The sequence below is a fragment of the Arthrobacter sp. ISL-95 genome, assembly GCF_018613695.1.
Lineage (GTDB): Bacteria > Actinomycetota > Actinomycetes > Actinomycetales > Micrococcaceae > Arthrobacter.
Window position 1 is genome coordinate 594,669 of record NZ_JAGGPR010000003.1, and the last position, 22,574, is coordinate 617,242.

The following is a 22,574-nucleotide window of genomic DNA, read 5'->3' on the forward strand; positions in this document are numbered from 1 at the left end:
CGAGGTGAGGACAAGTGAAGAACATCAAGGTTGTACACGACCGCCGGGACGAATGGGACCGGAGTCACTTCGAACTCTGGGCGGCGGAGCTGCAGGCCAGGGAAACCCGACTCACTTCCGCGGCTTGGGTTGGTTGGCATGAAGAAGAGGAAGACCCTGCGTAATTTGGATGATCCTCGCGCCAAGTGGATATTCCCACCGGCAGCCCCTGCCTAGAGTCGCTTACAGGACAAATATGACGCACGTCATATCTTCGTAACAGCATCATCTCCACGCGAAAGGGTTCGGCACATGTCAGCACTCAAGGGCAGGACAGCAATTGTTACCGGTGGAGCCACCAAGGTGGGGCAAGGCGTGGTCACCGCCTTGCGGGACGCCGGGGCCACGGTGGTGGTTGCTGATATAGACCCCAACGGCGCCTCACTCACCGCCGGGCTGGGCGAAGGGATCACCTACTCCCACGCTGACATCACTGACGATGCTGCCGTGAACCAACTGGTCAGCGAGACCGCAGCCCGGTACGGCAGCCTGGACATCCTGGTTAACCTCGCATGCACCTACAAGGATGACGGCGCGGCCTCCGGACGCGCCGACTGGCTCGACGCACTCAACGTCAACCTCGTCAGCGCCGTGGTGGCAAGCAACGCGGCCCGCCCCTACCTCAAGGTTTCGGGGCACGGAGCCATCATCAACTTCACCTCCATTTCCAGCTCGGTGGCACAAACCGGACGATGGCTTTACCCCGCCAGCAAAGCAGCTCTGGTCCAGGTCACCCGCAGCATGGCCGTGGACTTCGCACCGGACGGCATCCGGGTTAACTCGGTCAGCCCGGGCTGGGTGTGGAGCAACATCATGGACTCCCTCAGCAACGGGAACCTTGAGAAGACAGATTCCGTGGCTGCACCGTTCCACGCACTCAAGCGCGTCGGCCGCCCTCACGAGGTGGGTGACGTCGTCGCGTTCCTCGCCGGCGATCAGGCAAGTTTCGTGACCGGCGCTGATTGGGCCGTCGACGGCGGTTACTCCGCCTTGGGGCCGGAACGCGCCGAAGAAACCATCCCCCTCCTCGCCGCCAACTGACAAGCGCAACCAGACCCAGACTGCAAACAGACCAAGAGAAAAGGGCAACACCATGACGCAACGCCACATCACCATCGTCGGCGCCGGCCAGTCCGGACTGCAACTCGGCATCGGCCTGCTCGACGCCGGCTACCAGGTCACCACCATCTCCAATCGCACACCGCAGGAAATCCAGGAAGGCAAAGTAGCCTCCAGCCAGTGCATCTTCCATAACGCGCTGGAGCACGAGCGCGCCCTCGGGCTGAATTTCTGGCCGGACGCGCCCACCGTGGACGGTATTTCCTTCACCATCCCCCACCCCGAGCTGCCGGGCGAGAAGGCCATCAGCTGGGCTTCCCGCCTGGACAACCACGCCAAGTCCATCGATCAGCGGGTGAAGTTCCCCAAGTTCATGGAGGAGTTCACCGCGCGGGGCGGCGAGCTGGTGTTCGAAGATGCCAGCGTAGCTGAGCTGGAGAAATACACGCAGAACTCGGATCTGGTGATTGTGGCGGCCGGCAAGGGTGAGATCGCCCAACTGTTCACCCGCGACGCCGACCGCAGCACCTACGATGCACCGCAGCGCGCACTGGCCCTGACCTATGTGAAGGGCCTGAGGCCGCGTGAAGAGTACTCCGCGGTCTCGTTCAATCTCATCCCCGGTGTTGGCGAATACTTCGTCTTCCCGGCACTGACTACGTCCGGCCCTTGCGAAATCATGGTCTTCGAAGGAGTTCCGGGTGGCCCCATGGACACGTGGAAGGGCCTGTCCCCCGAGGAACACCTGGAGAACTCCAAAAACATCCTCAGTATGTTCCTGCCGTGGGAAGCCGAGCGTGCCACGGATGTGGAACTGACCGATCCCAACGGCGTGCTTCAGGGTCGCTTCGCTCCTACCGTCCGCCACCCGATCGCTACGCTGCCCAGCGGCAGGCAAGTACTGGGCCTGGCCGACGTCGTGGTGTTGAACGATCCCATCACCGGGCAGGGTTCAAACAACGCCAGCAAGTGCGCGGCGTCGTATCTGGCCAGCATCATCCAGCACGGATCCGGCGTCTTCGATGCAGGCTTCATGCAGGCTACGTTTGAGCGCTATTGGGATTATGCGCAGCACGTTGCACACTGGACAAATGCCCTCTTGGCTCCGCCTCCGCCCCACGTCCTGGAGCTCCTGGGCGCTGCGAACAACGAGCCGGACATCGCGCACCGATTCGCCAATGGTTTCAACCACCCGCCGGAATTCCAGAACTGGTTCATGTACCCGGACAAAGCTGCTGACTACTTGGCCGGCCTCTCCGCCGCCAAGGTTTCTTAGCACAGCCCTGCTAATAAGGAATCCTTTATGCGCAAGATAGCAATTATTGGTGCCGGCGAATCCGGCGCCCAACTGGCCCTTGGCCTCCAACGGGACGGCTTCGCTGTGACGCTCCTGTCCGACCGCTCCGCAGCCCAGATCCGCACCGGCAAGGTCATGTCCAGCCAGTGCATGTTCTCCACTGCCCTGGACGCTGAAGCCCAGATGGGGACGGCCCTCACCGGGTTCTACGAGTCGGGTTCCGTCCCGGGCATCACTTCAATCCGGCTGCGCGTGGATGCTGAAAACCCCATCGAGTGGGAAGCCCCCTTGGATGGCCCCGCCCACTCCATCGATCAGCGCATCAAGAGCGCCCTGTGGATCGAGACGTTCGTGGCCGCCGGGGGTGACTTCCGCATTGAGAAGGTCACCCCGAGGATGCTCGAAGAACTCGCCCATGATTACGAGCTGGTTATTGTCAGCACCGGCAAGGGAGAGATCGGCCGGATCTTTCCCCGCGACAAGACGAAGTCGCCCTTCGACCGTCCGCAGCGGGTGCTGGCCCTGAACTACGTCAAGCACGACGGCGGCGCTTCCGCCAGTACCTCCACCAGCGGCGACGCCATCCGCATGTCCATGGTCCCCGGCGTCGGGGAGTTCTTTACCTTCCCCGGCCTAACCGTCTCCGGGCCCTGCCGCATGATGGTGTTCGAAGGCGTGGTGGGCGGCCCCATGGACCGCTGGACCGACGTCGGGACCCCGCAAGAGCAGCTCGAACGTTCGTTGGAGATCCTTCGCGAGCATTTTCCGCACGAGGCTGAGAACTTCGCCGGGGCGGAACTGACGGACGACGGCGCCACGCTCCTGGGGCGCATCACTCCAACGGTGAGGTCCGCCGTCGGGGAGCTCGGCAACGGGAAGCTGGTGTTCGGACTCGGGGACGCAGTGGTCCTCAACGATCCCCTCACCGGGCAGGGGTCCAACAACGCGACACTGGCCGCCAAATACTACCTTGACGCGATCGTTCGCCGCGGCCAGCAACCATTTGACCGCACATGGATGGAGCGGACATTCGATGAGTTCTGGCGCGGCTGGGGGCAATGGGCAGTGGAGTGGACCAACGATCTCCTGAAGCCGCGCAGGGATCACCAAAAGACGCTGCTGAGCGAGGCCGCGGACCATCCGGCACTGGCGGCAAGCATTGTGAGCGGTTTTGATGATCCGCGGACGTCGTACCCATGGTGGTTTGACTCCGCTGCTGCCGCCGACTTCATGCAGGCCAGGAAAGAAGAGGACACGTCGGTTTTCGATGTCCGTGATTTCCGGAGCGCCTTGGGGCAATTCGCCACCGGCGTCACCGTGGTGACCACCGTCGCGGCGGACGGCCGCAAGGTGGGTATGACCGCCAATTCGTTCACCTCGGTTTCCATGGAGCCGCCGCTGGTGCTCTGGTGTCCCAGCAAACGGGCGCCCAGCCTGGGCGATTTCGAGGACGCAACGCACTTTGCCATCAACATCCTTGCCAGCGACCAGCACGTCCTGTCCCGCCAATTCGCAACACCTGCAACGGACAAGTTTGTGGGCGCGGACACCACCGAGGGCATCGCCGGTGTTCCACTGCTGAACGGCGCCGTGGCAACCTTCCAGTGCCGCACCGTTTCGCGACATGACGCCGGGGACCACGTCATTTACGTGGGTGAGGTGGAAAGCTACAAGCACGACGGCGGCGCTCCCCTGGTGTTCCACGGCGGCAAGTACCACGCCACCGCCAGCCATCCGGATTTCTAAGCACACCCTCGTGACCAGGCACACCCTACTGAAAGGTGCGGATATGGACGATTCAGTTGACGTCGCCATCATCGGTTCAGGCATCAATTCCTTAGTGGCGGCGGCCGAGTTGGCTTTGGCCGGGAAGCGGGTGTGCATCATCGAGCGCTCGGACCGGCTGGGAGGTTTTGTCCATTCCGCCGAGCGGACTCTTCCGGGCTTCATCCACGACTCCTTCTCCTCCTGGCACCCGTTGTTCGTGTCCGGCGCCGCCTACGGGGCGCTGGGCAAGGAGTTGCATGCCAGGGGCCTGGAGTACGCCAACACCTCCGGCCCGGTGACAGCGAGCGTTGCCGCGGATCCCACCACCGGAGCCCACCGTGTGGTCATCGCAGAGCGAGATCCGGGGCCAACTGCTGCTGCGTTCAAGTCCGCTGGTGACCAAGCTGCGTACCTGGCCATGCTCGACGACCTGGGCCGCAATGCAGGAACTGTGTTCGGCGCTTTCGGAGCAGAGCTTCGGTCCTTTGGGGAGGTGACCAAGATTGCGTTTGGCGCTGTTCGTCGCGGGCGCTTCACGGGGACGGAAGCCTTCGTCCGGGATTCGGTGATGAGCGGCCGCAACTACGTCCGCAGCCGCTTTGACGGGTGGGAAGCGGACCAGCTGTGGTCGCCGTGGCTCCTGCACGCAGGACTCGGCCCGGACCAAGCCACCGGCGGGGTCATGCTCCCGGTCATGGCCATGAGCATGCACAGCTTCGGACTCCCGATTGTGAAAGGCGGGGCATCGAGGTTCGTGGAGGCATTTGACTCCTTGCTGCGCGACAATGGGGTCCGGATCATGCTGGGCGTGGACGCGGAAGAAATCCTGGTTGGCTCCGACGGCGGCGGCTCCGGGAAGGGCGGTTCCGTCACCGGCGTCCGCACGTCACAAGGCGTGGTTTCCGCCGGGACAGTGCTCGCAAACGTTTCGCCCCAGGCCCTTTACACCCGGCTTCTTCGCCATCCACCGGCCGGTACTGCCGATGCCGCTGAACGCTACCAGAACGGCCGCGGAGCCATGCAGATTCACCTCGCGCTGGACAAACCTGTGGAATGGCTTGATCCCAGGCTCAACGCCGTCCCGCTGGTTCACATCAGCAACGGCTCAGACAGCACCGGGATCGCCTGCGCCCAGGCCGAAGCCGGACTGTTGCCCAACGAACCCACCGTGGTGGTGGGTCAACAGTGCGTGCTGGATCCGTCGCGGGCTCCGGAGGGTAAGGCCACGTTATGGCTGCAGCTCCAAGAAGTCCCGTTCTCGCCCGTAGGTGATGCAGCGGGCCACCTGAACGTTGCCGCCGGCTGGACCGATGAGCTGAAACAGGGCTACCTTGAACGGGTCCTCGCGCGGTTGGAGCAGTTCGCGCCAGGAACCCGGGCTACGGTTCTTGCTTCAGACATCCTCGCCCCCACAGACCTGGCGGCAGCCAACCCCAACGCCGTCAATGGCGACCCCTATGGCGGCTCAGCCGAGCTCTTCCAAAACCTGCTGTGGCGGCCTTTCCCGGCAGCGGCAGGACACCAAACCGCCGTCGAAGGTCTCTGGCACATCGGCGCATCAACCCATCCGGGCCCAGGACTTTCCGGCGGTTCCGGACACTTGGTGGCCCAAAAACTGACCGCACCACCCTCACGACTTTCCCGCCTTCAATCAGCACTTAAACCAAGCAAGCGATAGGAGAACAATGTCTGTTCTGGCCGGGCTCACTGCAGCCCTCTCGAGTGGTTCGGTGGAAATCATCGATCTCACCACGCCCCTCAGCTCCGAGACCCCCATTCTGAACCTGCCGCAGCCGTTCGCGAACACGGTGGGCTTGTCCGTCTCGCCGGTGAGCAATTTCGACGACGCCGGACCGGCCTGGGCGTGGAACGACGTCACGGTGGGCGAACACGCCGGAACGCACCTGGATGCTCCGATCCACTGGATCACGGGCAAGGACGGCAAGTCCGTGGACCAGATCGAGCCGCGCCGCCTGGTGGGTCCTATTGCCGTGATCGACAAGACCTCCGAGGTTACCGGGAACCCCGATTTTTTGCTGGAACCCGAACACTTTGAGCAGTGGCAGGAAGAGCACGGCGCTTTCCCGGAGAATTGCTGGCTTATCTTCCGGACCGGGTGGGCGGCGCGCGGCACGGACGCGGCGGCTTTCGTCAACGCGGACGACGCCGGACCCCACACTCCCGGGGTCTCTGCCGCAGGCGCAAAATGGCTTGCCGGAAACGCCTCGATCAGCGGTTTCGGTGTTGAGACCGTGGGTATCGACGCCGGTCAGGCCGGTGCTTTGGATCCAATGTTTCCCGTGCACTCGTTCCTCCTGGGCGCGGACAAGTATGGCGTGACCTCACTGCGGAATGTGGACCGGCTCCCCGTCACGGGTGCCACGTTGGTAGTAGCACCGCTGCCGATCGTGGGCGGAACCGGCAGCCCCAGCCGCGTGTACGCACTGGTGGAAAAGGGCGCGGTGGAGAAGGCATGAGCGAGCAAGTACGGGTTTCAACGCTGGTGGGCAGGACGTTGGCGAAGCTCGGCGTCGGGCATGTTTTCGGGGTGGTGGGCAGCGGCAACTTCGATGTCACCGGCACCCTCATGGCCGAAGGCATTCCCTTCACGGCCACCCGGCATGAGGGCGGTGCTGCCACCATGGCTGATGCGTACTCGCGGATGTCCGGCAAGGTAGGTGTGGTCACCACACATCAGGGGTGCGGGCTGAGCAATGCCATCACCGGGATTGGCGAGGCGGCGAAGAGCCGCACCCCCATGATTGTGCTCACCGCCGACACGCAGGCCGCAGCCATCAGGTCCAACTTCAAAATAGACCAAGACGGGCTGGCCAGAAGCGTCGGAGCAGTGGCGGAACGCATCCACTCGCCCGCAACAGCTGTGGCAGACACTGTGAGGGCTTTCCGGACGGCGGTGAACGAGCGCCGCACGGTGGTCCTGAGCTTGCCGCTGGATGTCCAAAGCGGCACCGCCTCAGATGAGGTGAGTGCCGTCGTCGTGCCTGAGCCGTTGAAGGTCCGCCCGGACGCCGCCGCCGTTGAGCAGTTGGTGGCACTGATTTCCGCCGCGGAACGGCCCGTGTTCGTCGCCGGACGCGGAGGACGGGGTGCCCGGGACGAGATCCTGGAGCTGGCACGGCATGCCGGTGCGCTGGTGGCGACGTCGGCAGTGGCGAGCGGGCTGTTCAACGGCGACTCCCACAACCTGGGAATTTCCGGCGGTTTCTCATCGCCCACCACCGCCGAGCTCATCAGCGGCGCGGACCTGATAGTGGGGTGGGGCTGCGCGCTGAACATGTGGACCATGCGGCACGGGCGGCTGATCTCGGCCGGTACCAACGTGGTGCAGATCGACGTCGAAGATTCCGCGCTTGGTGCCAACCGGCCCATCACTCTTGGCCTGCTGGGCGATTCTGCGCTAACGGCTGCGGATGCCCTGACGGCGCTGCGGTCCGTGCAGTCCGAACCGGCAGAGAAGTACCGCACCGAAGCCAACGCCCTGGCCATCAAGCAGGGATCGCGGTGGCGGGACGTCGACACCGAAGACCTGTCCACGGCAACATCAATTGACCCCCGGATACTCACCCGCGAGCTCGATACCCTGCTGCCTGCCGAGAGGATCGTGGCCGTGGATTCGGGGAACTTCATGGGCTATCCAAGCCAGTACCTTGCCGTGCCGGACGAGTTCGGTTTCTGCTTCACCCAGGCGTTCCAAGCAATCGGGCTCGGGCTCTATACGGCGATCGGCGCCGCTCTTGCCCAGCCTCACCGGCTGCCGGTGCTGGGTGCCGGAGACGGCGGGTTCCTGATGGGCATCAGCGAACTGGAAACCGCTGCACGGCTCAAACTGCCTTTGGTGTGCATCGTCTACAACGACGCAGCCTACGGGGCAGAGGTGTACCACTTCGCGTCGGAACACAACGAAGCCGAGCTCTCCAGCGTCGTGTTCCCCGAGACGGACATCGCTGCGATCGCCCGCGGCTTCGGCGCCGAGGGCGTGACAGTGCGGACCCTGGCGGATCTGGACGCTGTGCGCCCGTGGATCGCAGCCTACCAAGCCGGGACACAGGACCGTCCCTTGGTGATCGACGCCAAGATCGCATCCGATGGCGGCTCGTGGTGGCTGGCCGAAGCGTTCCAGGGCCACTGAGTGCCGGGCCCACCCCGGTAGCTCGCAGCAAAGCGCGTTCTGAGCTCTGAGAACGCGCGCGCTGCTGCTACTTACCGGGGTGGGGCGGTGCTTCCACGGACAACCAGCTCCGTGGCGACTTCGAGGGCAGCCGTGGAACCCTTGCCCTGTTCGATCTGCTCCGTGAGCATTCCCACGGCCATGGACGCCAACTGCGCCAGCGGCTGCCGAACCGTGGTGAGCGGCGGTGATGTGAGGGCTGCCTGAGCGATGTCGTCGAACCCCACAACGCTGAGGTCGCCAGGAATTTTCAGGGACCGCTGCGCCGCAGCGTTCATGACGCCCAGGGCTTGCAGGTCGCTTCCCGTGAAGATTGCTGTGGGTCGCTCCGGCAAGTCCAGAAGCTCCCCACCCAGGCGAGACCCGGATTCGATACTGAAATCGCCATCGCGCACGAACTCGGGAAGTACTGGCAGCCCGGCTTCGTGAAGGGCGGCCGCGTACGCAGCGTAACGGGCACGTCCGTGACCCGGACTGTGGACGCGGCCCGTAATGATGCCTATGCGCTCATGCCCCAGTTCCAGGAGATGGGACACCGCCCGCAATGCTCCGGAGAACGACGCCGGGCTAACGCTGGGTATTTGCAAGCCTTGGGAGCCTTCGGGGTCGATAGCAACCGCCGGGATGTTCAGCGTCCGCGCCAGCTCTACCAAGGGTGATCCCTGCCGCGGAGCCAACAGCATCACGCCGTCCAGGCGGTTGCTGGAGGGCTCACGCAGCTTCTGCCAGTTCTCCGCAGTGGCATTCACGGCTCGCGTGTAGGCCACGGTGTGACCAAGGCGGGCGGCAGCAGCTTCAACGCCTTCCATGGTTTCCAGGACCCACGGAGAATCAAAGTTGTTCACTACCAACTGCAGCAGGCCGGGTTCGCTGGGCGAGTTCCGCTTGGTGTAGTCGAGCTCCTCCAAGGCCTGCTGGACCCGGGCACGCGTTGCCTCGGAAACATGCGAGCGCCCGTTCAGCACCTTGGAAACTGTGGGCACGGAAACGCCCGCAGCCGCGGCCACATCTGCGATCTTGGGGCGCGGAGTGGCGGTCAACGGGGCGGTCCTTGAACTCATGGGGATACGGGAGCGGCAATGCGCTGGGTGGTTGCCCGGCGGACCGGCGCAGTGTCCACACGCACGGGTCCAACCCTAACACTGCCGTGTTCACGCGAGCCCAGGGGTGCTGTAGCGAAAATCCCCAGTTCAGCGCCGATCCACCGGCCCTCCACGACGTCGAAATCCCAGATGGGAATCTGCCACGGATCCGTTGGGCCAACACGCCAGGCAAACGTGGCCTGAGGGGTCTCATCCGTTCGGACCTGAAGCTCAATGCGCGGGCCTGGAAGTGCCACTGCCCGCCCGATCGGTTGCTCGTGGGGGCCTTCGCTCCCGGCGCCACTACCCAGGACGTAGCCGTTTTCGGTGCGTACCATTCCCAGCCAGGCGTATCGCTGACCCAAAACCACGACGCCGGCCCGGGTGCCTAGGGGCACGTCGTCCAGTTCCAGTGTGGTGGTGAAGGTGGACGGTTCGCCGGGGAGAATCTGGGCAAGGATGTTGGGGAGTTCACGGAGGTTGATGGGGTCATTGGCTTGCGGGCGGAGTACCAAATGCCCTCCTCCACAGGTGGAAAGCCATTCGTCCCGGGGGTTGGCCTGCCAGTGCCACTGCGGGCCCAGGCCTGGGGACGTGAAGTTGTCGCTGGATGGAGGGGCGATGTCTTCGGGCGAGGTGCCCAACGGGTAGGGGTGGCTCACAACCGGGGTTCCCGGTCCGCCGTCGTCCGCTGTTTTGCCCATCCATGGCCAGCCGTCCGCGCCCCACCCCATGGGCTGGAGGTGGACCACCCGGCCGTACGCCCCCCGGTCCTGGAAATGCAGGAACCAGTCTTCGCCCTGGGGAGTAGTGACCCACGCACCTTGATGCGGGCCGTTCACCGGCGAATCGCCTTGCTCCAAAACCCGCCGTTCCTCGTAGGGTCCAAAAGGCGAACGCGAGCGGAAGACCGACTGCCACCCGGTGGCGACGCCGCCGGCCGGGGCGAAGATCCAGTACCAGCCATCGCGTTTGTAGAACTTGGGTCCCTCCAGGGTTGTGAAACCCGGAAGGTCCTCGCCGTTGATGACGTGGGTTCCATGATCCAGAAGCTCCGAGGCATCCGGGCTCATCCGATGCACGGTGAGCCGGTTCTTGACTCCGATCCGGCTCTTGGCCCAGCCGTGGACCAGATACGCCGTGCCGTCTTCATCCCACAGGGGGCAGGGGTCAATGAGTCCGCGGCCGGCGTAGAGAAGATGAGGTGCGCTCCACGGTCCTTCGGCTTTGTCCGCACTGAGCACAAAGATCCCGTGATCCGGATCGGGGTAGAAGATCCAGAATTTACCGTTGTGGTGACGCAGCGCGGGAGCCCAAACGCCACTACCGTGCCGCACCAGCGAATAGTGCCCCAGCTGCGGGAGTTCAGGCAGTGCATGCCCGGCATGTTCCCAATCCACAAGGTTCCATGACCGCAAAACCGGGAGGCCGGGAACCCTGTTGAAGCTGGAGGCAATGAGGTAGTAAGTGCCATCAACCTGGATTGCGTCCGGATCCGGCCAGTCGCCGTTGAGTATGGGGTTGTTGTAGACGGGGATGCGGTGGCGATTTCCCATGGTTGTCATGATGTCCTGTCCGGAGTGCTGCTGAAGTGGTGGAGAAGAAGTTCGTCAACGTGATGGCTGCTGGTGATGTGGCCGTCGTGGATTACGGCGTGGAGGCTGAGCTGGAGCGGGTTGGCCCGGTCCACCGTGACCGGCTTGTCCCAGGCGACGGCGGGACCGGCCCCCACGTAGCCTTCCGTCCGGACAAACCAGGGATGCAGCTCCGCGAGGTTTTGGGCGAGGACGACGCTAACGTCCTTTCCCCCTTGCCGGATGCCCACCACGAGCCAGGGAGAAAGGGATCCATGGGCGGCCTCAGTACCAGCGCCTTCGGAACACAGGACCTTCGCCGGCGCGTCACCTGGCGGTAAGCGCCAGAAGATTCCGCCGTAGCCGGCGCCAACGCGCCCTTTAACGGCCGACGACGACACGGTCAGCCGTTCCAGCTCACCGGCTGGCCGGAGTACTGAGTCGAAGGAAAGGCTCCAAGTATCCGCGTGGGGGTGTGTTCGGCACCGGTAGCTCCGTTGCTCCAGAGCCAGCTCACGCCCGTTCCTGTCGAGCCAGGTGACCGCCCCCTCGCCCAGGCCGTCCTTATACAGCCAGCCCGACGGCACCTGTCGGCCGTGATTGGGAAGGACCTCCGGACCGCGACGGGTAAAAGTGGATCCGCCCCAGAAGTTGCTGCCGTTCACGTCCGAGAAGGCGAGCGAGAGGCCCACATGGTGCGGGTGGTCGGCAGGGCCGGCTTCCGTGAGGGGCACACCGGCCAAGGTCCGGAGGGGGTGAAGGTACGGCCGGGGAGACAGCATCGCTGCCAGGTCAACGCCATCGTTCACCTGCGCCACGGTTGCGCCGTGGATTTTGAAGCTTCCCATGAGACGTCCTTGTGATGGGTTGGCGGGTGTGTGGAGTTCAGCATAATCAAAACGGAAATAGTTCGGCAACTGTACGGGAAAGTTTCTTTAAAGATTTTTCCGCTTGAGCCTACTGATGTGTTGACAGTCACAAGCAATTGTTGCTAGAAATCGTTTACTCAGTTATTTTTCCCTTGATTTTGGTCTCCATGGGGCTTCGCACCTCGCCTCTCAGTCCACATCGTGCAGAAAGTTTCTGCAACGGATGCTCAAAATTCCTTGTACCTACGTCCCTGAGTGGGGCATCAGAAAGGCGTCATTCAATGAAGAAGACAGCAAGCACTCCTATACCGCGCAGGCTGGTCTTAGGAGGGGCAGCGGTGGCGGCAGGGCTGCTCCTCAGCGCCTGTGGAGGAGGCGCCAGCTCCTCCGGCAACAGCGGCAGCGGCAGCAACGTAGAACTGAACTTCGTCTTCTGGGGTGATGCCAACCGGGCCAAGATGACCGAAGCTGCCCTGCGGATCTTTGAGAAAAAGAACCCTGGCATCACAGTGAAAACTGAATACCAGGACAGCGCACCCTATGCGGACAAACTCGCTACCCGGTTTGCCGGCGGCAACCCGCCGGACGTTCTGGCCATGGCCAACCGTAGTCTCCTGGAGTACGCCCAGCGCGGCACCCTCGCCGACCTCAAATCATTCCCGGAGCTGAACTTGGACAAAGTTCCGGAAACCACGCTGAGCCGAGGCGAGGTTGACGGGAAGCTCTACGGCCTCGCCACAGGTGTAACAACCATCGGCGTTGTGATCAACAAGACCATCACGGACCAGGCCGGCGTCACCATCCCGGACGACAAAACGTGGAGCTGGGAGGATTATGCCAAGTTCGCCACGGAGGTTACCCAAAAGACCGGCGGGAAGGTCTACGGGGCGGGCTACGACGTCGCGACGGAAACCGGCCCTATCATTCTCGCCCGCCAACGAGGCGAGGATTTCTATACCAAGGACAACAAGCTCGGCGTCAGCGAAAAGACCATAGAGGACTGGTTCCAGTACAGCGTGGACCTCCGGAAGGCAGGCGGTTACCCGCCAGCGGGCTTCTTCGAGCAGATCGGAGGCTCCCCCGCACAGTCATACCTGGCGAAGGGCACCGTGGCTTCCCAAATCATCCCGATCAACAATTTCCGGGGCTACAACGAGGCCGTGGAGGGTGAAGTGGTCCTTCTGCGCGTGCCCGGAGAAACCACCGGCGAGCGCCGTGGCTACTCCGCGGATCCCACCATGCTGTGGTCAATCGCTGCCAAGTCCAAGCATCCCAAGGAAGCCGCAAAGCTGGTGGACTTCCTGACGAACGACGCCGAAGGTGCCGCCGAAGTCCTCACCCAGCGCGGTGTCCCCATCAACCCGGAGGTGGCGGATGCCATCACGCCCAAGCTGAACGCGGACGACAAGACGTTTGTGGACCTGATGGCAGCCATCCAGGAAGACGATCTGCCGCCCGCTTACGTGTATCCGAAAGGTGCCAGCGTTGTAGCCGACACCCTCAAGCAGCTCACCACTGAAGTGGAGTTCGGACGGGTCAGCCCCGCGGATGCTGCGAAGACCTTCATGGAGAAGAGCAATGCAGCAATCAATAAGTAGGCCCGCAGCTACTTCCGAGGGGGCGGTGGCGTTATGACAGTTCTGACCAAGCAGCCACCCGGAGCTCCGGCGCCAGCTGCGGCAGGCGGCAAACCGCGCATACGCCCGTCCCGGCGCAGGAAGCAGCGCTCTGGATATCTTTTCCTTCTCCCGTGGTTTCTGGGGATGTTGTTTACCGTCATTCCGTTCTTTGCCTCGCTGTACTTGGCCTTCACGGACTACAACCTCTTCACTGAGCCCAACTTTGTGGGACTGGCCAACTTCCAGGCCATGTTCGAGGACCCCCGGCTTATTCAGTCTCTGAAGGTCACTTTCATTTACACCTTCGTCTCGGTGCCTATCTCCCTGGCTGTTGCGCTGCTGGTCGCACTGGTGCTGAACCGGGGACTTCAGGGCTTGTCGATCTACCGTTCCGTCTACTACTTGCCTTCCCTGCTGGGTGGGAGCGTGGCAATCGTGATGCTGTGGCGTTACATCTTCGGCAACGACGGAATCGTCAACGGGTTCCTGGGCATGTTCGGGATCCAAGGGCCCGCCTGGGTCACTGATCCCCAGTTCTCCCTCAGCACCCTCATTGTGTTGAACGTTTGGACGTTCGGCTCCCCCATGGTGATCTTCCTTGCCGGCCTCCGGCAGGTCCCGGGGATGTATTACGAGGCTGCCTCGATTGATGGCGCATCCAAGTGGCGGCAGTTCCGCAGCATCACCCTGCCCCTGATCAGTCCCATCATCTTCTTCAACCTCATCATGCAGCTCATCGGTTCGTTCCAGACGTTCACGCAGGGTTATGTGATGAGTGGAGGTACAGGCGGCCCGGCGGATTCCACACTGTTCTACAACCTGTACCTGTACCAGAAGGGCTTCACCGAGTTCGAGATGGGGTATGCCTCGGCCATGGCCTGGCTGCTGTTGATGATCATCGCGATTTTCACGGCCATCAATTTCATCGCATCCAAGTTCTGGGTCTTCTACGACAATTAAGGCAACCCCATGGCACTCCTTGATTTACCTCTTAAGCGCAAGCTGGCCAAGCAGGATCAACCCGAAGACGCCCTGACGGGAACCCCGGTTTCCCGCTTTTCACGGCATCTGATCCTTTGCCTGGTGGGGCTGGTGATGCTCTACCCGCTAATGTGGCTGATCTCCAGTTCGATGAAGCCCAGCAACGATATTTTCCGGCAGCTGGGCCTATGGCCGAAAAACTGGGACTTTTCCAACTATGCCCAAGGCTGGACAGCATTGGACCAGCCGTTCCACGTGTATCTCATCAACTCCATGGTGGTGGTGATCTTCTCCATCATCGGCAACATCTTCTCCTGCGCGTTGGCTGCGTACGCCTTTGCCCGGATGGAGTTCACCGGCCGGAAACTGTTCTTTGCCCTCATGCTGGGAACGCTGATGCTGCCGGGCCACGTACTCCTGGTTCCGCAGTACATCATTTTCTCCCAGCTCGGCTGGCTGGACACCTACCTGCCGCTGATCGTCCCCAACTTCATGGCCACCAACGCCTTCTTCATCTTCCTCATGGTGCAATTCATGAAGTCACTGCCCAAGGAACTGGACGACGCCGCCCAGATTGACGGGTGCGGGCCGTTCCGTACGTTCATCCGCGTTATCTTGCCCCTCTGCGTTCCGGCCATGGCTACCACTGCTATCTTCACGTTCATTTCCACGTGGAACGAGTTCTTTGGTCCGCTGCTCTACATCCAGAACCAGGACCTCTACACCGTTCCCTTGGCTCTTCGCGCCTTCATGGACTCGGAGGGGCAAAGCATGTGGGGTCCAATGTTCGCCATGTCAGTGGTGTCCATTGCCCCCATCATCGGCTTCTTCATTGCAGGGCAGAAATACCTGATCAACGGCATTGCAACCACCGGTCTCAAGTAGCCACTGCCCAAGCAACACCGGCCTCAAGACAGACCACGCCCCGAACAAGATCATTCAGTCAAGACAAAGGAGTTTTGCATGCGCCTGCGACACTTACTCGGCGCGGCCACCGCCGTCGTCATTCTTGGAAGCCTTACCGCTGTGCCGGCAAGGGCAGAGCCAATCCACACCGACACAGGGTGGTCCGCACCGGCCGCCCTGTGGAAGCAGGGGCCCGATGGGTTCGCATCCCTGCCAGGCAACGGGCTGGAAGGGACCACGGGCGGCCAGGCGGGTCGGCATGTCAGTGCCTCGTCACTGGAGGACCTCAAAGCCTATGCCGCGGCCGAGGAGCCGCTGGTCATCTTCCTCAAAGGCACCATCACCGCCCAGGATTACGTCAAGATCCCCGTGACCTCGAACAAGAGTTTCATCGGTACCGGAGCCGGGGTGGAACTGGTCAATGCCGGCTTCAAACTCATCAACGTTTCCAACGTGATCTTCAGGAACTTCACTGTGCGCGATTCCTATATTCCGGGCGACTGGGACGGGAAGCGCCCGGACAACGACCGCGACGGCATCCAGCTTGATACCTCGCACCACGTCTGGGTGGACCACATGAAGTTTGAGCGCATGGGCGACGGCATGATCGATACCCGCAAGGACTCGGACTACTTGACGTACTCATGGAACGTCTTCGCGGACAACAACAAAGCACTGGGCGTCGGCTGGACCGCTAACGCCATAACCCGTATGACCATTCACCACAACTGGATCAGGAACACTACCCAGCGGAACTTCAGCCTGGACAACACCGCCGCCGCGCACGTTTACAACAACTACCTGCAGGACATCGGCCAGTACGGCATGATGGGCCGTAACGCAGCCAAGGTGGTTCTGGAGGATAACTACTTCACCGCTGTTGCCGATCCTGTGGTGGCCAAGGACCCCGCTACTGAAATCGTCAACCGTGGCAACATCTTCGATTCCACCCGTGGACGCAAGGATAACGTGGGCAGCGCCTTCGACCCCACGCAGTTCTACGCCTACTCCAAGGACAACGCCGCCACCGTGCCCGGCTTGGTCTCTTCCAGCGCCGGGCCGCGTGGCAGCCATGGAAACACAGCACCGAACACGACGGCGGAGGTCACGGTCGCGCTGGACGGCACCGGCGACTTCGCCAGCGTGCAGGCCGCCCTCGGCTCGATTCCGGTGGGCAACACCAAGCCCCGAACCATCACCATCAAACCCGGCTTCTACAGGGAAGCGGTGAACATCTGGGCTGATCGGCCCAACGTGACGCTGCGGGGAGCGACAGGTAACCCGGCCGACGTCGTGATTTCCTATGACACCCCGGCAAATGGCGCCAAATTTTTTGGCGGCACATGGGGCGCAGCCGGCAGTGCCACGCTCAACGTCCTGGCCGAACAAACCACCATCCGTAACCTCACAGTGGAGAATGCCTACGACGAAGCTGCGAATGGCGGGAGCCAGGCCCTCGCAGTACGCACCGTGGCGGACAAGGTACTTTTCGAGAACACCAGATTCCTGGGAAACCAGGACACCTACCTCGCAGACACCACGGGCCGCGACGCGACTGCCCGCACCTTTCTGAAGAACTGCTACATCGAGGGTGACGTGGACTTCCTCTACGGCCGTGGCACCGCGGTTTTTGACGGCTGCACCATCCACTCCCTGGACCGCGGCAGCGATACCAACAACGGTTACATCGTGGCGCCCAGCACCAAAAACTCCAACCCGTACGGCTTGCTGATCGTGAACAGCAACCTCACCTCCGACGCCGCCCCCGGAACGGTCAGCTTGGGACGCCCTTGGTTTGCCAGCAGCGACCCTGACGCTCACCCCATGGCTGTCATCCGCGATTCGAACCTGGGCAGTCACATCGCCGTGCAGGGCTGGTCGGACATGAGCGGACATGCGTGGACTGAAGGACGCTTCGCTGAGTACAACAACACTGGGCCCGGCGCGCACATCAACGAGTTCCACCCACAGCTCACTCCCCAGGAGGCCCCGAAGTTCACCAAGGAGACCTTCCTCGGTGACTGGACTCCGGCGGCGGGTGCTTGAGATGGCGGACGCACAAGAAATGAACATTCGACGCCGGACCCTCCTTTCCGCTGGACTCGCTGCCGGAACCTTGGCCTCCGCCGTCCTGCTCGGCCCTGCAAACCCAGCGGTTGCAGCAAAAGGTGCGCCATCCGGCGTCGACTCCAACGGATTCAGGGAAGCCGGGCTGCCAATTAGCCGCGGGCGCGCCGGCGCCTGGACGGAGACACCGGTGGGATTCGCCGGCGTCGCATCCCAGGGTCGCGCCGGCACCACAGGTGGGACCGGGGGCAGGCTGGTCCATGCCAGCACACCGGAGGAGCTCCGTGTGTTCGCGAAGAGCCCCGAACCGCTGGTAGTGATCCTGCACGGCGAGTTGGTGTTCGCGGAGTACGAGAAATTGACTGTGACCTCCAACAAGTCCTTACTCGGCGCAGGCGAAGGGGCCGCAGTAGTCAATGCGGGATTCAAACTGGTCAATGTCGCCAACGTCGTGTTCCGAAACTTCACGGTCCGGGACTCCTACATCCCCGGGGACTTCGTGGGGAAACGCCCTGACAATGACAGGGACGGAATCCAGATGGACACCAGCACTCACGTCTGGGTGGACCATTTGCACTTCACCCGGTTGGGCGACGGCCTGGTGGATATCCGGAAAGACTGCGACAACGTCACGCTGTCCTGGAACGTCTTTTCAGACCACAACAAGGCCCTCGGAGAGGGCTGGACCCAGAACGTAGTCACCCGGCTGACACTGCACCACAACTGGATCCGGAACACGCACCAGCGCAACGCCAGCCTGGACAACACGGCGGCATCGCATGTCTACAACAACTACCTGGAGAACATCTCCAGCTACGGCATGCTCGGGCGGAACGCTGCCCTGCTGCTGGTGGAAGGAAACTACTTCCGGGACGTTCGGAACCCGCTTCATCATCAAGGGCCCGGCGGTGCGCTGGTGGCCCGAAATAATTTATTCGAGAAGTGCACCGGGAACACCGGCCAGGAACGGGGCATAGCGTTCGACGTCCCCTACTCCTATGACCTGACGCCCACCAAGGCAGTTCCGGCGCTGGTGCGTGCTTTCGGTGGACCTTTGGGCGGGACGGAACCCGCGCTCCGGGAGGTCATCACCGTGGCACTCGACGGAACCGGTGATTTCGCCAGGAACCGCGCCGCCGTCGGTGCAATCCCTACGAATAATCCAACGGCTGTCACCGTGCTGCTGCAACCCGGCGTCTATCACGAGCCATCGGTCATTTGGGGTGACCGCCGGAACATCACCCTGGCCGGGGCAACGGGAAATGCAGGGGACGTGGTTCTGTCCAACAGCGAAGGTGTCACGCTTCTGGTGGCGGCGGACGGCTCGGTGCTGAGGGATCTCACCGTCACATCCGATGTCCCGCAGTCCGGCCATGTCCTCCTCATCACCGGAAGGGGCGTGACGCGCTCCAACGTAACAGTGCTCAACGGCACGGCAGGGTAAGGAGGAAGTCCGGATAAAAGGGAAGTCTGGACTTTAATACTAAGGAGACTTAGCATTTTTAGCGTGTAACGACAGCTAGCTGTTGGAGGCGGCGAGAAATGCGAGCGATGGTGTACCGCGGCCCTTACAAAATCAGGGTCGAAGAGAAAGATATCCCCCCGATTGAGCATCCCAATGACGCGATTGTCCGGGTGACCAGCGCGGCCATCTGCGGCTCAGACCTTCACCTGTATCACGGCATGATGCCGGACACCCGGGTGGGGATGACCTTCGGGCATGAATTCGTGGGAGAGGTCCACGAGGTCGGCTCATCGGTGGAAAACCTGAAAGTGGGCGACCGCGTCATGGTGCCCTTCAATATCTACTGCGGATCCTGCTACTTCTGCGCCCGCGGCCTGTATTCCAACTGCCACAACGTCAACCCGAACGCGACGGCGGTGGGCGGCATTTACGGTTACTCCCACACCGCCGGTGGTTACGACGGCGGCCAGGCGGAGTTTGTGCGCGTGCCGTTCGCCGACGTCGGACCCACCAAAATACCCGAGTGGATGGATCAGGAAGACGCGGTGATGCTCACCGATGCTCTCCCCACCGGCTACTTCGGGGCACAACTGGGCGACATAGAGCAGGGTGACACTGTGGTGGTTTTCGGGGCCGGGCCTGTGGGTCTCTACGCAGCGAAGTCGTCATGGTTGATGGGCGCGGGACGCGTGATCGTGATCGACCATCTTGAGTATCGGCTGAAGAAGGCCCGGGAGTTTGCCCATGCGGAAACGTACAACTTCACTGAATACGACGACATTGTGGTGGAGATGAAGAAGGCCACGGACCACCTCGGCGCGGACGTGGTGATTGACGCCGTCGGAGCTGAAGCCGACGGCAACCTGACCCAACACATCACGTCCTCCAAGTTCAAACTGCAGGGCGGCTCTCCTGTTGCCTTGAACTGGGGCATCGATTCCGTGCGCAAAGGCGGGACTGTATCGGTGGTGGGCGCTTACGGTCCGATGTTCAGCGCCGTGAAATTTGGCGACGCCATGAACAAGGGGTTGACGCTGCGGATGAACCAGTGCCCTGTGAAGCGACAATGGCCCCGGCTCTTTGAACACGTCCGGAACGGCTATCTGAAGCCCAGCGACATCATCACCCACCGGATTCCGCTGGAACACATCGCCGAGGGGTATCACATCTTCTCGGCCAAGCTGGATGACTGCATCAAGCCGATCGTGACCACCGCCGCCTAGACGGCCGGACCGGGCTTAAAGGGAGAAATATCATGCCGTACACAGCAGAAAGGCCGCAACCGCGGCCGACGCCCGAGGAGCTCCGGGCCAAGATCCCGGGCTGGGGCGTAGACCTGGACCCCAAGGACCGGCCGGCTTTCCCCCGCGAGCAGCGCGGAATTCCCACCGGAGCGCATTGGGACTTTCCGGAGCGCCAGGAGGAAAAGTGGCCCCGGGAACGCTCCATTGAGCACAAGTTCCTGACACCTGTTTTTGGAACGTCCACCCCACCAAAGGGTGTCTCAGGCGCCATACGGAAGTACGCCTACAAGTACAGCGAAGGTCGGGCCGCGCACTGGCTGCTCCTGATCGGAGCGGACCGAGTGGATGCGTGGGAGAACCACCTGCGATCGTTCGTCACGCTCCGCCCGGACAACCCGATCACCGAAAGCGGGGTGCTGAGTGAGTTCAAGAACCACGGCATGGCGTCGCGGTGGGGAAGGAAGCGGGCGGACACCAAGCACCAGTGGATGGACCCGATCATTGTTGCGGGTCCATGGCTCTTAACAGGTACCGGCGTGGTTCTGGCGCTCAAAGGCATCACCAAAGCAGTTCGAAAAGCCCGCCGCCGCTAACCCAACCAAGTAGCAGCAGAGGCCGGATTGAGCTTCCAACACGGCCTCTGCTGCTACCTAATGGTGGGTTACGCCTCGACGTCCGTGTTCACGATGTACACGTCGCAGGGAGCACCGTGCGCCACGCTGTTGGCGATGCTGCCCAGGACGCGGCCAAGGCCCTTCATGCGCTTGTTGCCTACAACGATCAGTGAGGCGCTGTTGGTCTCGGCGTAGTTGATGAGGGCGTTGGCCGGAGTTCCGCGGGCTGCGAAGTACTTGATGTTGCCGGCGGGGACGTCCAGCTCTTCGGAGACTTTGCGGGCCACGTATTCCGCGGAGTCGGCCGAGGAAACGGTGATGCGGTCGCTGCCGCTGCCGAATTCTTCGATGCGGTCATCGGAGAAGCCGCTGATCACGTGCAGTTCGGCGCCGAGTGCGGTGGCGAACTTCGCTGCTGCCACTGCTGCGCGTTTAGCCGTCTCGCTGCTGTCAACGCCGACCACAATAACTTCTGACATGAGTACTCCTGGTTGGTGGGGATTCACTAGGTGCTGCTGCAAGAAATCTACACTCGATCACCCTGCGCCGGGATGACCCTTTTGCACCGGGAGTGTTTACGTCCGGAATCGCTGGGTAGGGATAAATCATCGGAACGATTACCCGACCGAAAGGCAAGACCATGAGCGACGACCCATTTTCCCCGCAGACCGCCATCGTCACAGGATCGGATTCCGGCATCGGAAAGGCCACTGCGGTGGCGTTGGCCAAAGCGGGCATGGACGTAGGAATCACCTGGCACTCGGACCAGCAGGGCGCTGAGGAAACCGCGGAGGAAGTCCGCGGCCTGGGACGGAGAGCAGTGGTCCATCAACTGGACACTACGGATGTCCGGGGAACGGCTGCGGCCATCGACCAACTGGCTGAGGAACTTGGCGGTGTGGACGTCTTCGTCAATAACTCCGGAACCGGCGACGGCACCAAGTTCCTGGAGCTGGACTACGACACGTGGATGTCCACCTTGGATACCAACCTCAACGGCGCGTTTGTGGCAATGCAGACGGCGGCCAAGCGCATGGTCAAAGCCGGCCGCGGCGGGCGCATCATCGCGGTCACCAGCGTCCACGAGTTCCAGCCAAGGGTTGGGGCCTCCGCTTATGACGCGTCCAAGCATGGCCTGGGTGGCCTCATCAAAACCATGGCCCTGGAACTCGCTGAACACGGCATCACTGCCAACAACGTGGCGCCGGGTGAGATCGCCACCCCCATGACGGGCCAGGAAGACGAGGATCCCACGCAGAAGGAACGGCCGGGAGTTCCGCTGGGCCGACCCGGCGATGCCCGGGAAATCGCCGCCGTCATCGCTTTCCTGGCCTCCCCGGCTTCCAGCTATGTCAACGGCGCTTCGTGGCCGGTGGATGGCGGAATGCTGCAGATGGGACCGCAGGCAGGCTCGCACATTACCAGCAACGACTGGCGTGAAAGCTGAGCCACTGCAGCTCTGGCCGCACGGTGATCCGTGGGCTAGTCTGCATGGACGGCCTGCCTGACGGGCCTGATTTTCTTTTCCAGAGATTCGTAAGACGTTGATGAGGAGCACCATGTCTGGCCACACATATAGCGTTTCCGAAATTGTAGGAACTTCCACCGAAGGCGTTGACGACGCGATCAAGAACGGCATCGCAACGGCCTCCGAAACCCTGCGGAACCTGGACTGGTTTGAGGTCAAGGAAATCCGCGGCCACCTCGAGGACGGCGCAATTGCCGACTGGCAGGTCACCATCAAGCTCGGTTTCCGACTGGAGCGCTGAGATCACCCCAGTGCGCTGATCACCCCTTTGCCC

20 protein-coding genes are annotated in these 22,574 nt (G+C 62.3%); 16 read left to right on the forward strand and 4 right to left on the reverse strand.

From position 1 onward, the window contains the following. Positions 1–14 precede the first annotated feature (14 nt). The 7 genes from J7I86_RS05140 to J7I86_RS05170 all read left to right on the forward strand — a co-directional run bounded on the left by J7I86_RS05140 (position 15) and on the right by J7I86_RS05170 (position 8,312). Entirely contained in the window at positions 15–164 is a 150-nt protein-coding gene (locus J7I86_RS05140) for a hypothetical protein (protein WP_214816388.1), read from the forward strand. A gap of 127 nt (positions 165–291) precedes the next feature. Next, positions 292–1,080, forward strand: a complete 789-nt coding sequence (locus tag J7I86_RS05145) for an SDR family oxidoreductase (RefSeq protein ID WP_214816391.1) — start codon at positions 292–294, stop codon at positions 1,078–1,080. 52 nt (positions 1,081–1,132) lie between these two features. Beyond that, entirely contained in the window at positions 1,133–2,374 is a 1,242-nt protein-coding gene (locus tag J7I86_RS05150) for a styrene monooxygenase/indole monooxygenase family protein (protein WP_214816394.1), read from the forward strand. A gap of 27 nt (positions 2,375–2,401) precedes the next feature. Further along, positions 2,402–4,141: a flavin reductase gene (locus J7I86_RS05155; protein WP_214816397.1), complete on the forward strand. Its 1,740-nt coding sequence runs from the start codon at positions 2,402–2,404 to the stop codon at positions 4,139–4,141. A gap of 43 nt (positions 4,142–4,184) precedes the next feature. Continuing rightward, positions 4,185–5,840 (forward strand): NAD(P)/FAD-dependent oxidoreductase, encoded by a 1,656-nt coding sequence (locus tag J7I86_RS05160; RefSeq protein ID WP_214816400.1) that lies wholly within the window; start codon positions 4,185–4,187, stop codon positions 5,838–5,840. Positions 5,841–5,847: 7 nt separating this feature from the next. Further along, entirely contained in the window at positions 5,848–6,639 is a 792-nt protein-coding gene (locus tag J7I86_RS05165) for a cyclase family protein (protein ID WP_214816403.1), read from the forward strand. After that, positions 6,636–8,312, forward strand: coding sequence for a thiamine pyrophosphate-binding protein (locus J7I86_RS05170; RefSeq protein WP_214816406.1), 1,677 nt, complete (start codon positions 6,636–6,638; stop codon positions 8,310–8,312). The genes J7I86_RS05165 and J7I86_RS05170 overlap by 4 nt, the downstream gene beginning before the upstream one ends. 71 nt (positions 8,313–8,383) lie before the next feature. On the opposite strand, the gene J7I86_RS05175 is transcribed toward J7I86_RS05170, so the two are convergent. The 3 genes from J7I86_RS05175 to J7I86_RS05185 are packed head-to-tail and all read right to left on the reverse strand — an operon-like array spanning position 8,384 to position 11,855. Next, the gene (locus tag J7I86_RS05175) at positions 8,384–9,412 is read right to left on the reverse strand and encodes a LacI family DNA-binding transcriptional regulator (protein WP_214816409.1); all 1,029 of its coding nucleotides are present in this window, start codon (positions 9,410–9,412) and stop codon (positions 8,384–8,386) included. Continuing rightward, positions 9,409–10,989 carry a glycoside hydrolase 43 family protein gene (locus tag J7I86_RS05180; RefSeq protein ID WP_214816412.1) on the reverse strand — a complete coding sequence of 527 codons (1,581 nt, stop codon included), beginning with the start codon at positions 10,987–10,989 and terminating at the stop codon, positions 9,409–9,411. The genes J7I86_RS05175 and J7I86_RS05180 overlap by 4 nt, the downstream gene beginning before the upstream one ends. Positions 10,990–10,994: 5 nt before the next feature. After that, positions 10,995–11,855, reverse strand: a complete 861-nt coding sequence (locus J7I86_RS05185) for a PmoA family protein (RefSeq protein ID WP_214816415.1) — start codon at positions 11,853–11,855, stop codon at positions 10,995–10,997. A gap of 302 nt (positions 11,856–12,157) precedes the next feature. Between J7I86_RS05185 and J7I86_RS05190 the strand changes: the two genes are divergently transcribed. From J7I86_RS05190 to J7I86_RS05220, 7 genes are all read left to right on the forward strand, one after another. After that, positions 12,158–13,474, forward strand: a complete 1,317-nt coding sequence (locus tag J7I86_RS05190; RefSeq protein ID WP_214816418.1) for an ABC transporter substrate-binding protein — start codon at positions 12,158–12,160, stop codon at positions 13,472–13,474. Positions 13,475–13,507: 33 nt separating this feature from the next. Beyond that, a complete protein-coding gene (locus J7I86_RS05195) occupies positions 13,508–14,455 on the forward strand; it encodes a carbohydrate ABC transporter permease (protein WP_214816421.1) in 948 nt (315 codons plus the stop codon). Positions 14,456–14,464: 9 nt separating this feature from the next. Then, positions 14,465–15,361 carry a carbohydrate ABC transporter permease gene (locus J7I86_RS05200; protein WP_214816424.1) on the forward strand — a complete coding sequence of 299 codons (897 nt, stop codon included), beginning with the start codon at positions 14,465–14,467 and terminating at the stop codon, positions 15,359–15,361. A 78-nt stretch (positions 15,362–15,439) separates the two neighbouring features. Further along, on the forward strand, positions 15,440–17,428 hold the full coding sequence (locus J7I86_RS05205; protein WP_214816428.1) for a pectinesterase family protein: 1,989 nt from the start codon (positions 15,440–15,442) through the stop codon (positions 17,426–17,428). A gap of 1 nt (position 17,429) precedes the next feature. Next, positions 17,430–18,893, forward strand: a complete 1,464-nt coding sequence (locus J7I86_RS05210; protein WP_214816431.1) for a pectate lyase — start codon at positions 17,430–17,432, stop codon at positions 18,891–18,893. 98 nt (positions 18,894–18,991) lie between these two features. Beyond that, positions 18,992–20,137, forward strand: a complete 1,146-nt coding sequence (locus tag J7I86_RS05215; RefSeq protein WP_214816434.1) for a zinc-dependent alcohol dehydrogenase — start codon at positions 18,992–18,994, stop codon at positions 20,135–20,137. Between the two features lie 32 nt (positions 20,138–20,169). After that, on the forward strand, positions 20,170–20,751 hold the full coding sequence (locus tag J7I86_RS05220; RefSeq protein ID WP_214816437.1) for a hypothetical protein: 582 nt from the start codon (positions 20,170–20,172) through the stop codon (positions 20,749–20,751). Between the two features lie 68 nt (positions 20,752–20,819). Here the strand turns inward: J7I86_RS05220 and J7I86_RS05225 are convergent, their stop codons facing one another. After that, positions 20,820–21,251, reverse strand: coding sequence for a universal stress protein (locus J7I86_RS05225; RefSeq protein WP_214816440.1), 432 nt, complete (start codon positions 21,249–21,251; stop codon positions 20,820–20,822). 161 nt (positions 21,252–21,412) lie between these two features. Between J7I86_RS05225 and J7I86_RS05230 the strand changes: the two genes are divergently transcribed. Beyond that, a complete protein-coding gene (locus tag J7I86_RS05230) occupies positions 21,413–22,219 on the forward strand; it encodes an SDR family oxidoreductase (protein ID WP_214816443.1) in 807 nt (268 codons plus the stop codon). Between the two features lie 112 nt (positions 22,220–22,331). Further along, positions 22,332–22,541, forward strand: coding sequence for a dodecin (locus tag J7I86_RS05235; protein ID WP_214816446.1), 210 nt, complete (start codon positions 22,332–22,334; stop codon positions 22,539–22,541). The last annotated feature ends 33 nt before the right edge of the window (positions 22,542–22,574 follow it).

Bases quoted from the DNA above. Each gene is read 5' to 3' on its own strand.
- J7I86_RS05190 (WP_214816418.1), top strand. From the start codon at position 12,158: ATGAAGAAGACAGCAAGCACTCCTATACCGCGCAGGCTGGTCTTAGGA.
- J7I86_RS05230 (WP_214816443.1), top strand. From the start codon at position 21,413: ATGAGCGACGACCCATTTTCCCCGCAGACCGCCATCGTCACAGGATCG.
- J7I86_RS05205 (WP_214816428.1), top strand. From the start codon at position 15,440: ATGCGCCTGCGACACTTACTCGGCGCGGCCACCGCCGTCGTCATTCTT.
- J7I86_RS05200 (WP_214816424.1), top strand. From the start codon at position 14,465: ATGGCACTCCTTGATTTACCTCTTAAGCGCAAGCTGGCCAAGCAGGAT.
- J7I86_RS05210 (WP_214816431.1), top strand. From the start codon at position 17,430: ATGGCGGACGCACAAGAAATGAACATTCGACGCCGGACCCTCCTTTCC.
- J7I86_RS05175 (WP_214816409.1), bottom strand. From the start codon at position 9,412: ATGAGTTCAAGGACCGCCCCGTTGACCGCCACTCCGCGCCCCAAGATC.
- J7I86_RS05220 (WP_214816437.1), top strand. From the start codon at position 20,170: ATGCCGTACACAGCAGAAAGGCCGCAACCGCGGCCGACGCCCGAGGAG.
- J7I86_RS05180 (WP_214816412.1), bottom strand. From the start codon at position 10,989: ATGGGAAATCGCCACCGCATCCCCGTCTACAACAACCCCATACTCAAC.
- J7I86_RS05150 (WP_214816394.1), top strand. From the start codon at position 1,133: ATGACGCAACGCCACATCACCATCGTCGGCGCCGGCCAGTCCGGACTG.
- J7I86_RS05185 (WP_214816415.1), bottom strand. From the start codon at position 11,855: ATGGGAAGCTTCAAAATCCACGGCGCAACCGTGGCGCAGGTGAACGAT.
- J7I86_RS05155 (WP_214816397.1), top strand. From the start codon at position 2,402: ATGCGCAAGATAGCAATTATTGGTGCCGGCGAATCCGGCGCCCAACTG.
- J7I86_RS05225 (WP_214816440.1), bottom strand. From the start codon at position 21,251: ATGTCAGAAGTTATTGTGGTCGGCGTTGACAGCAGCGAGACGGCTAAA.
- J7I86_RS05170 (WP_214816406.1), top strand. From the start codon at position 6,636: ATGAGCGAGCAAGTACGGGTTTCAACGCTGGTGGGCAGGACGTTGGCG.
- J7I86_RS05160 (WP_214816400.1), top strand. From the start codon at position 4,185: ATGGACGATTCAGTTGACGTCGCCATCATCGGTTCAGGCATCAATTCC.
- J7I86_RS05145 (WP_214816391.1), top strand. From the start codon at position 292: ATGTCAGCACTCAAGGGCAGGACAGCAATTGTTACCGGTGGAGCCACC.
- J7I86_RS05165 (WP_214816403.1), top strand. From the start codon at position 5,848: ATGTCTGTTCTGGCCGGGCTCACTGCAGCCCTCTCGAGTGGTTCGGTG.
- J7I86_RS05215 (WP_214816434.1), top strand. From the start codon at position 18,992: ATGCGAGCGATGGTGTACCGCGGCCCTTACAAAATCAGGGTCGAAGAG.
- J7I86_RS05195 (WP_214816421.1), top strand. From the start codon at position 13,508: ATGACAGTTCTGACCAAGCAGCCACCCGGAGCTCCGGCGCCAGCTGCG.
- J7I86_RS05235 (WP_214816446.1), top strand. From the start codon at position 22,332: ATGTCTGGCCACACATATAGCGTTTCCGAAATTGTAGGAACTTCCACC.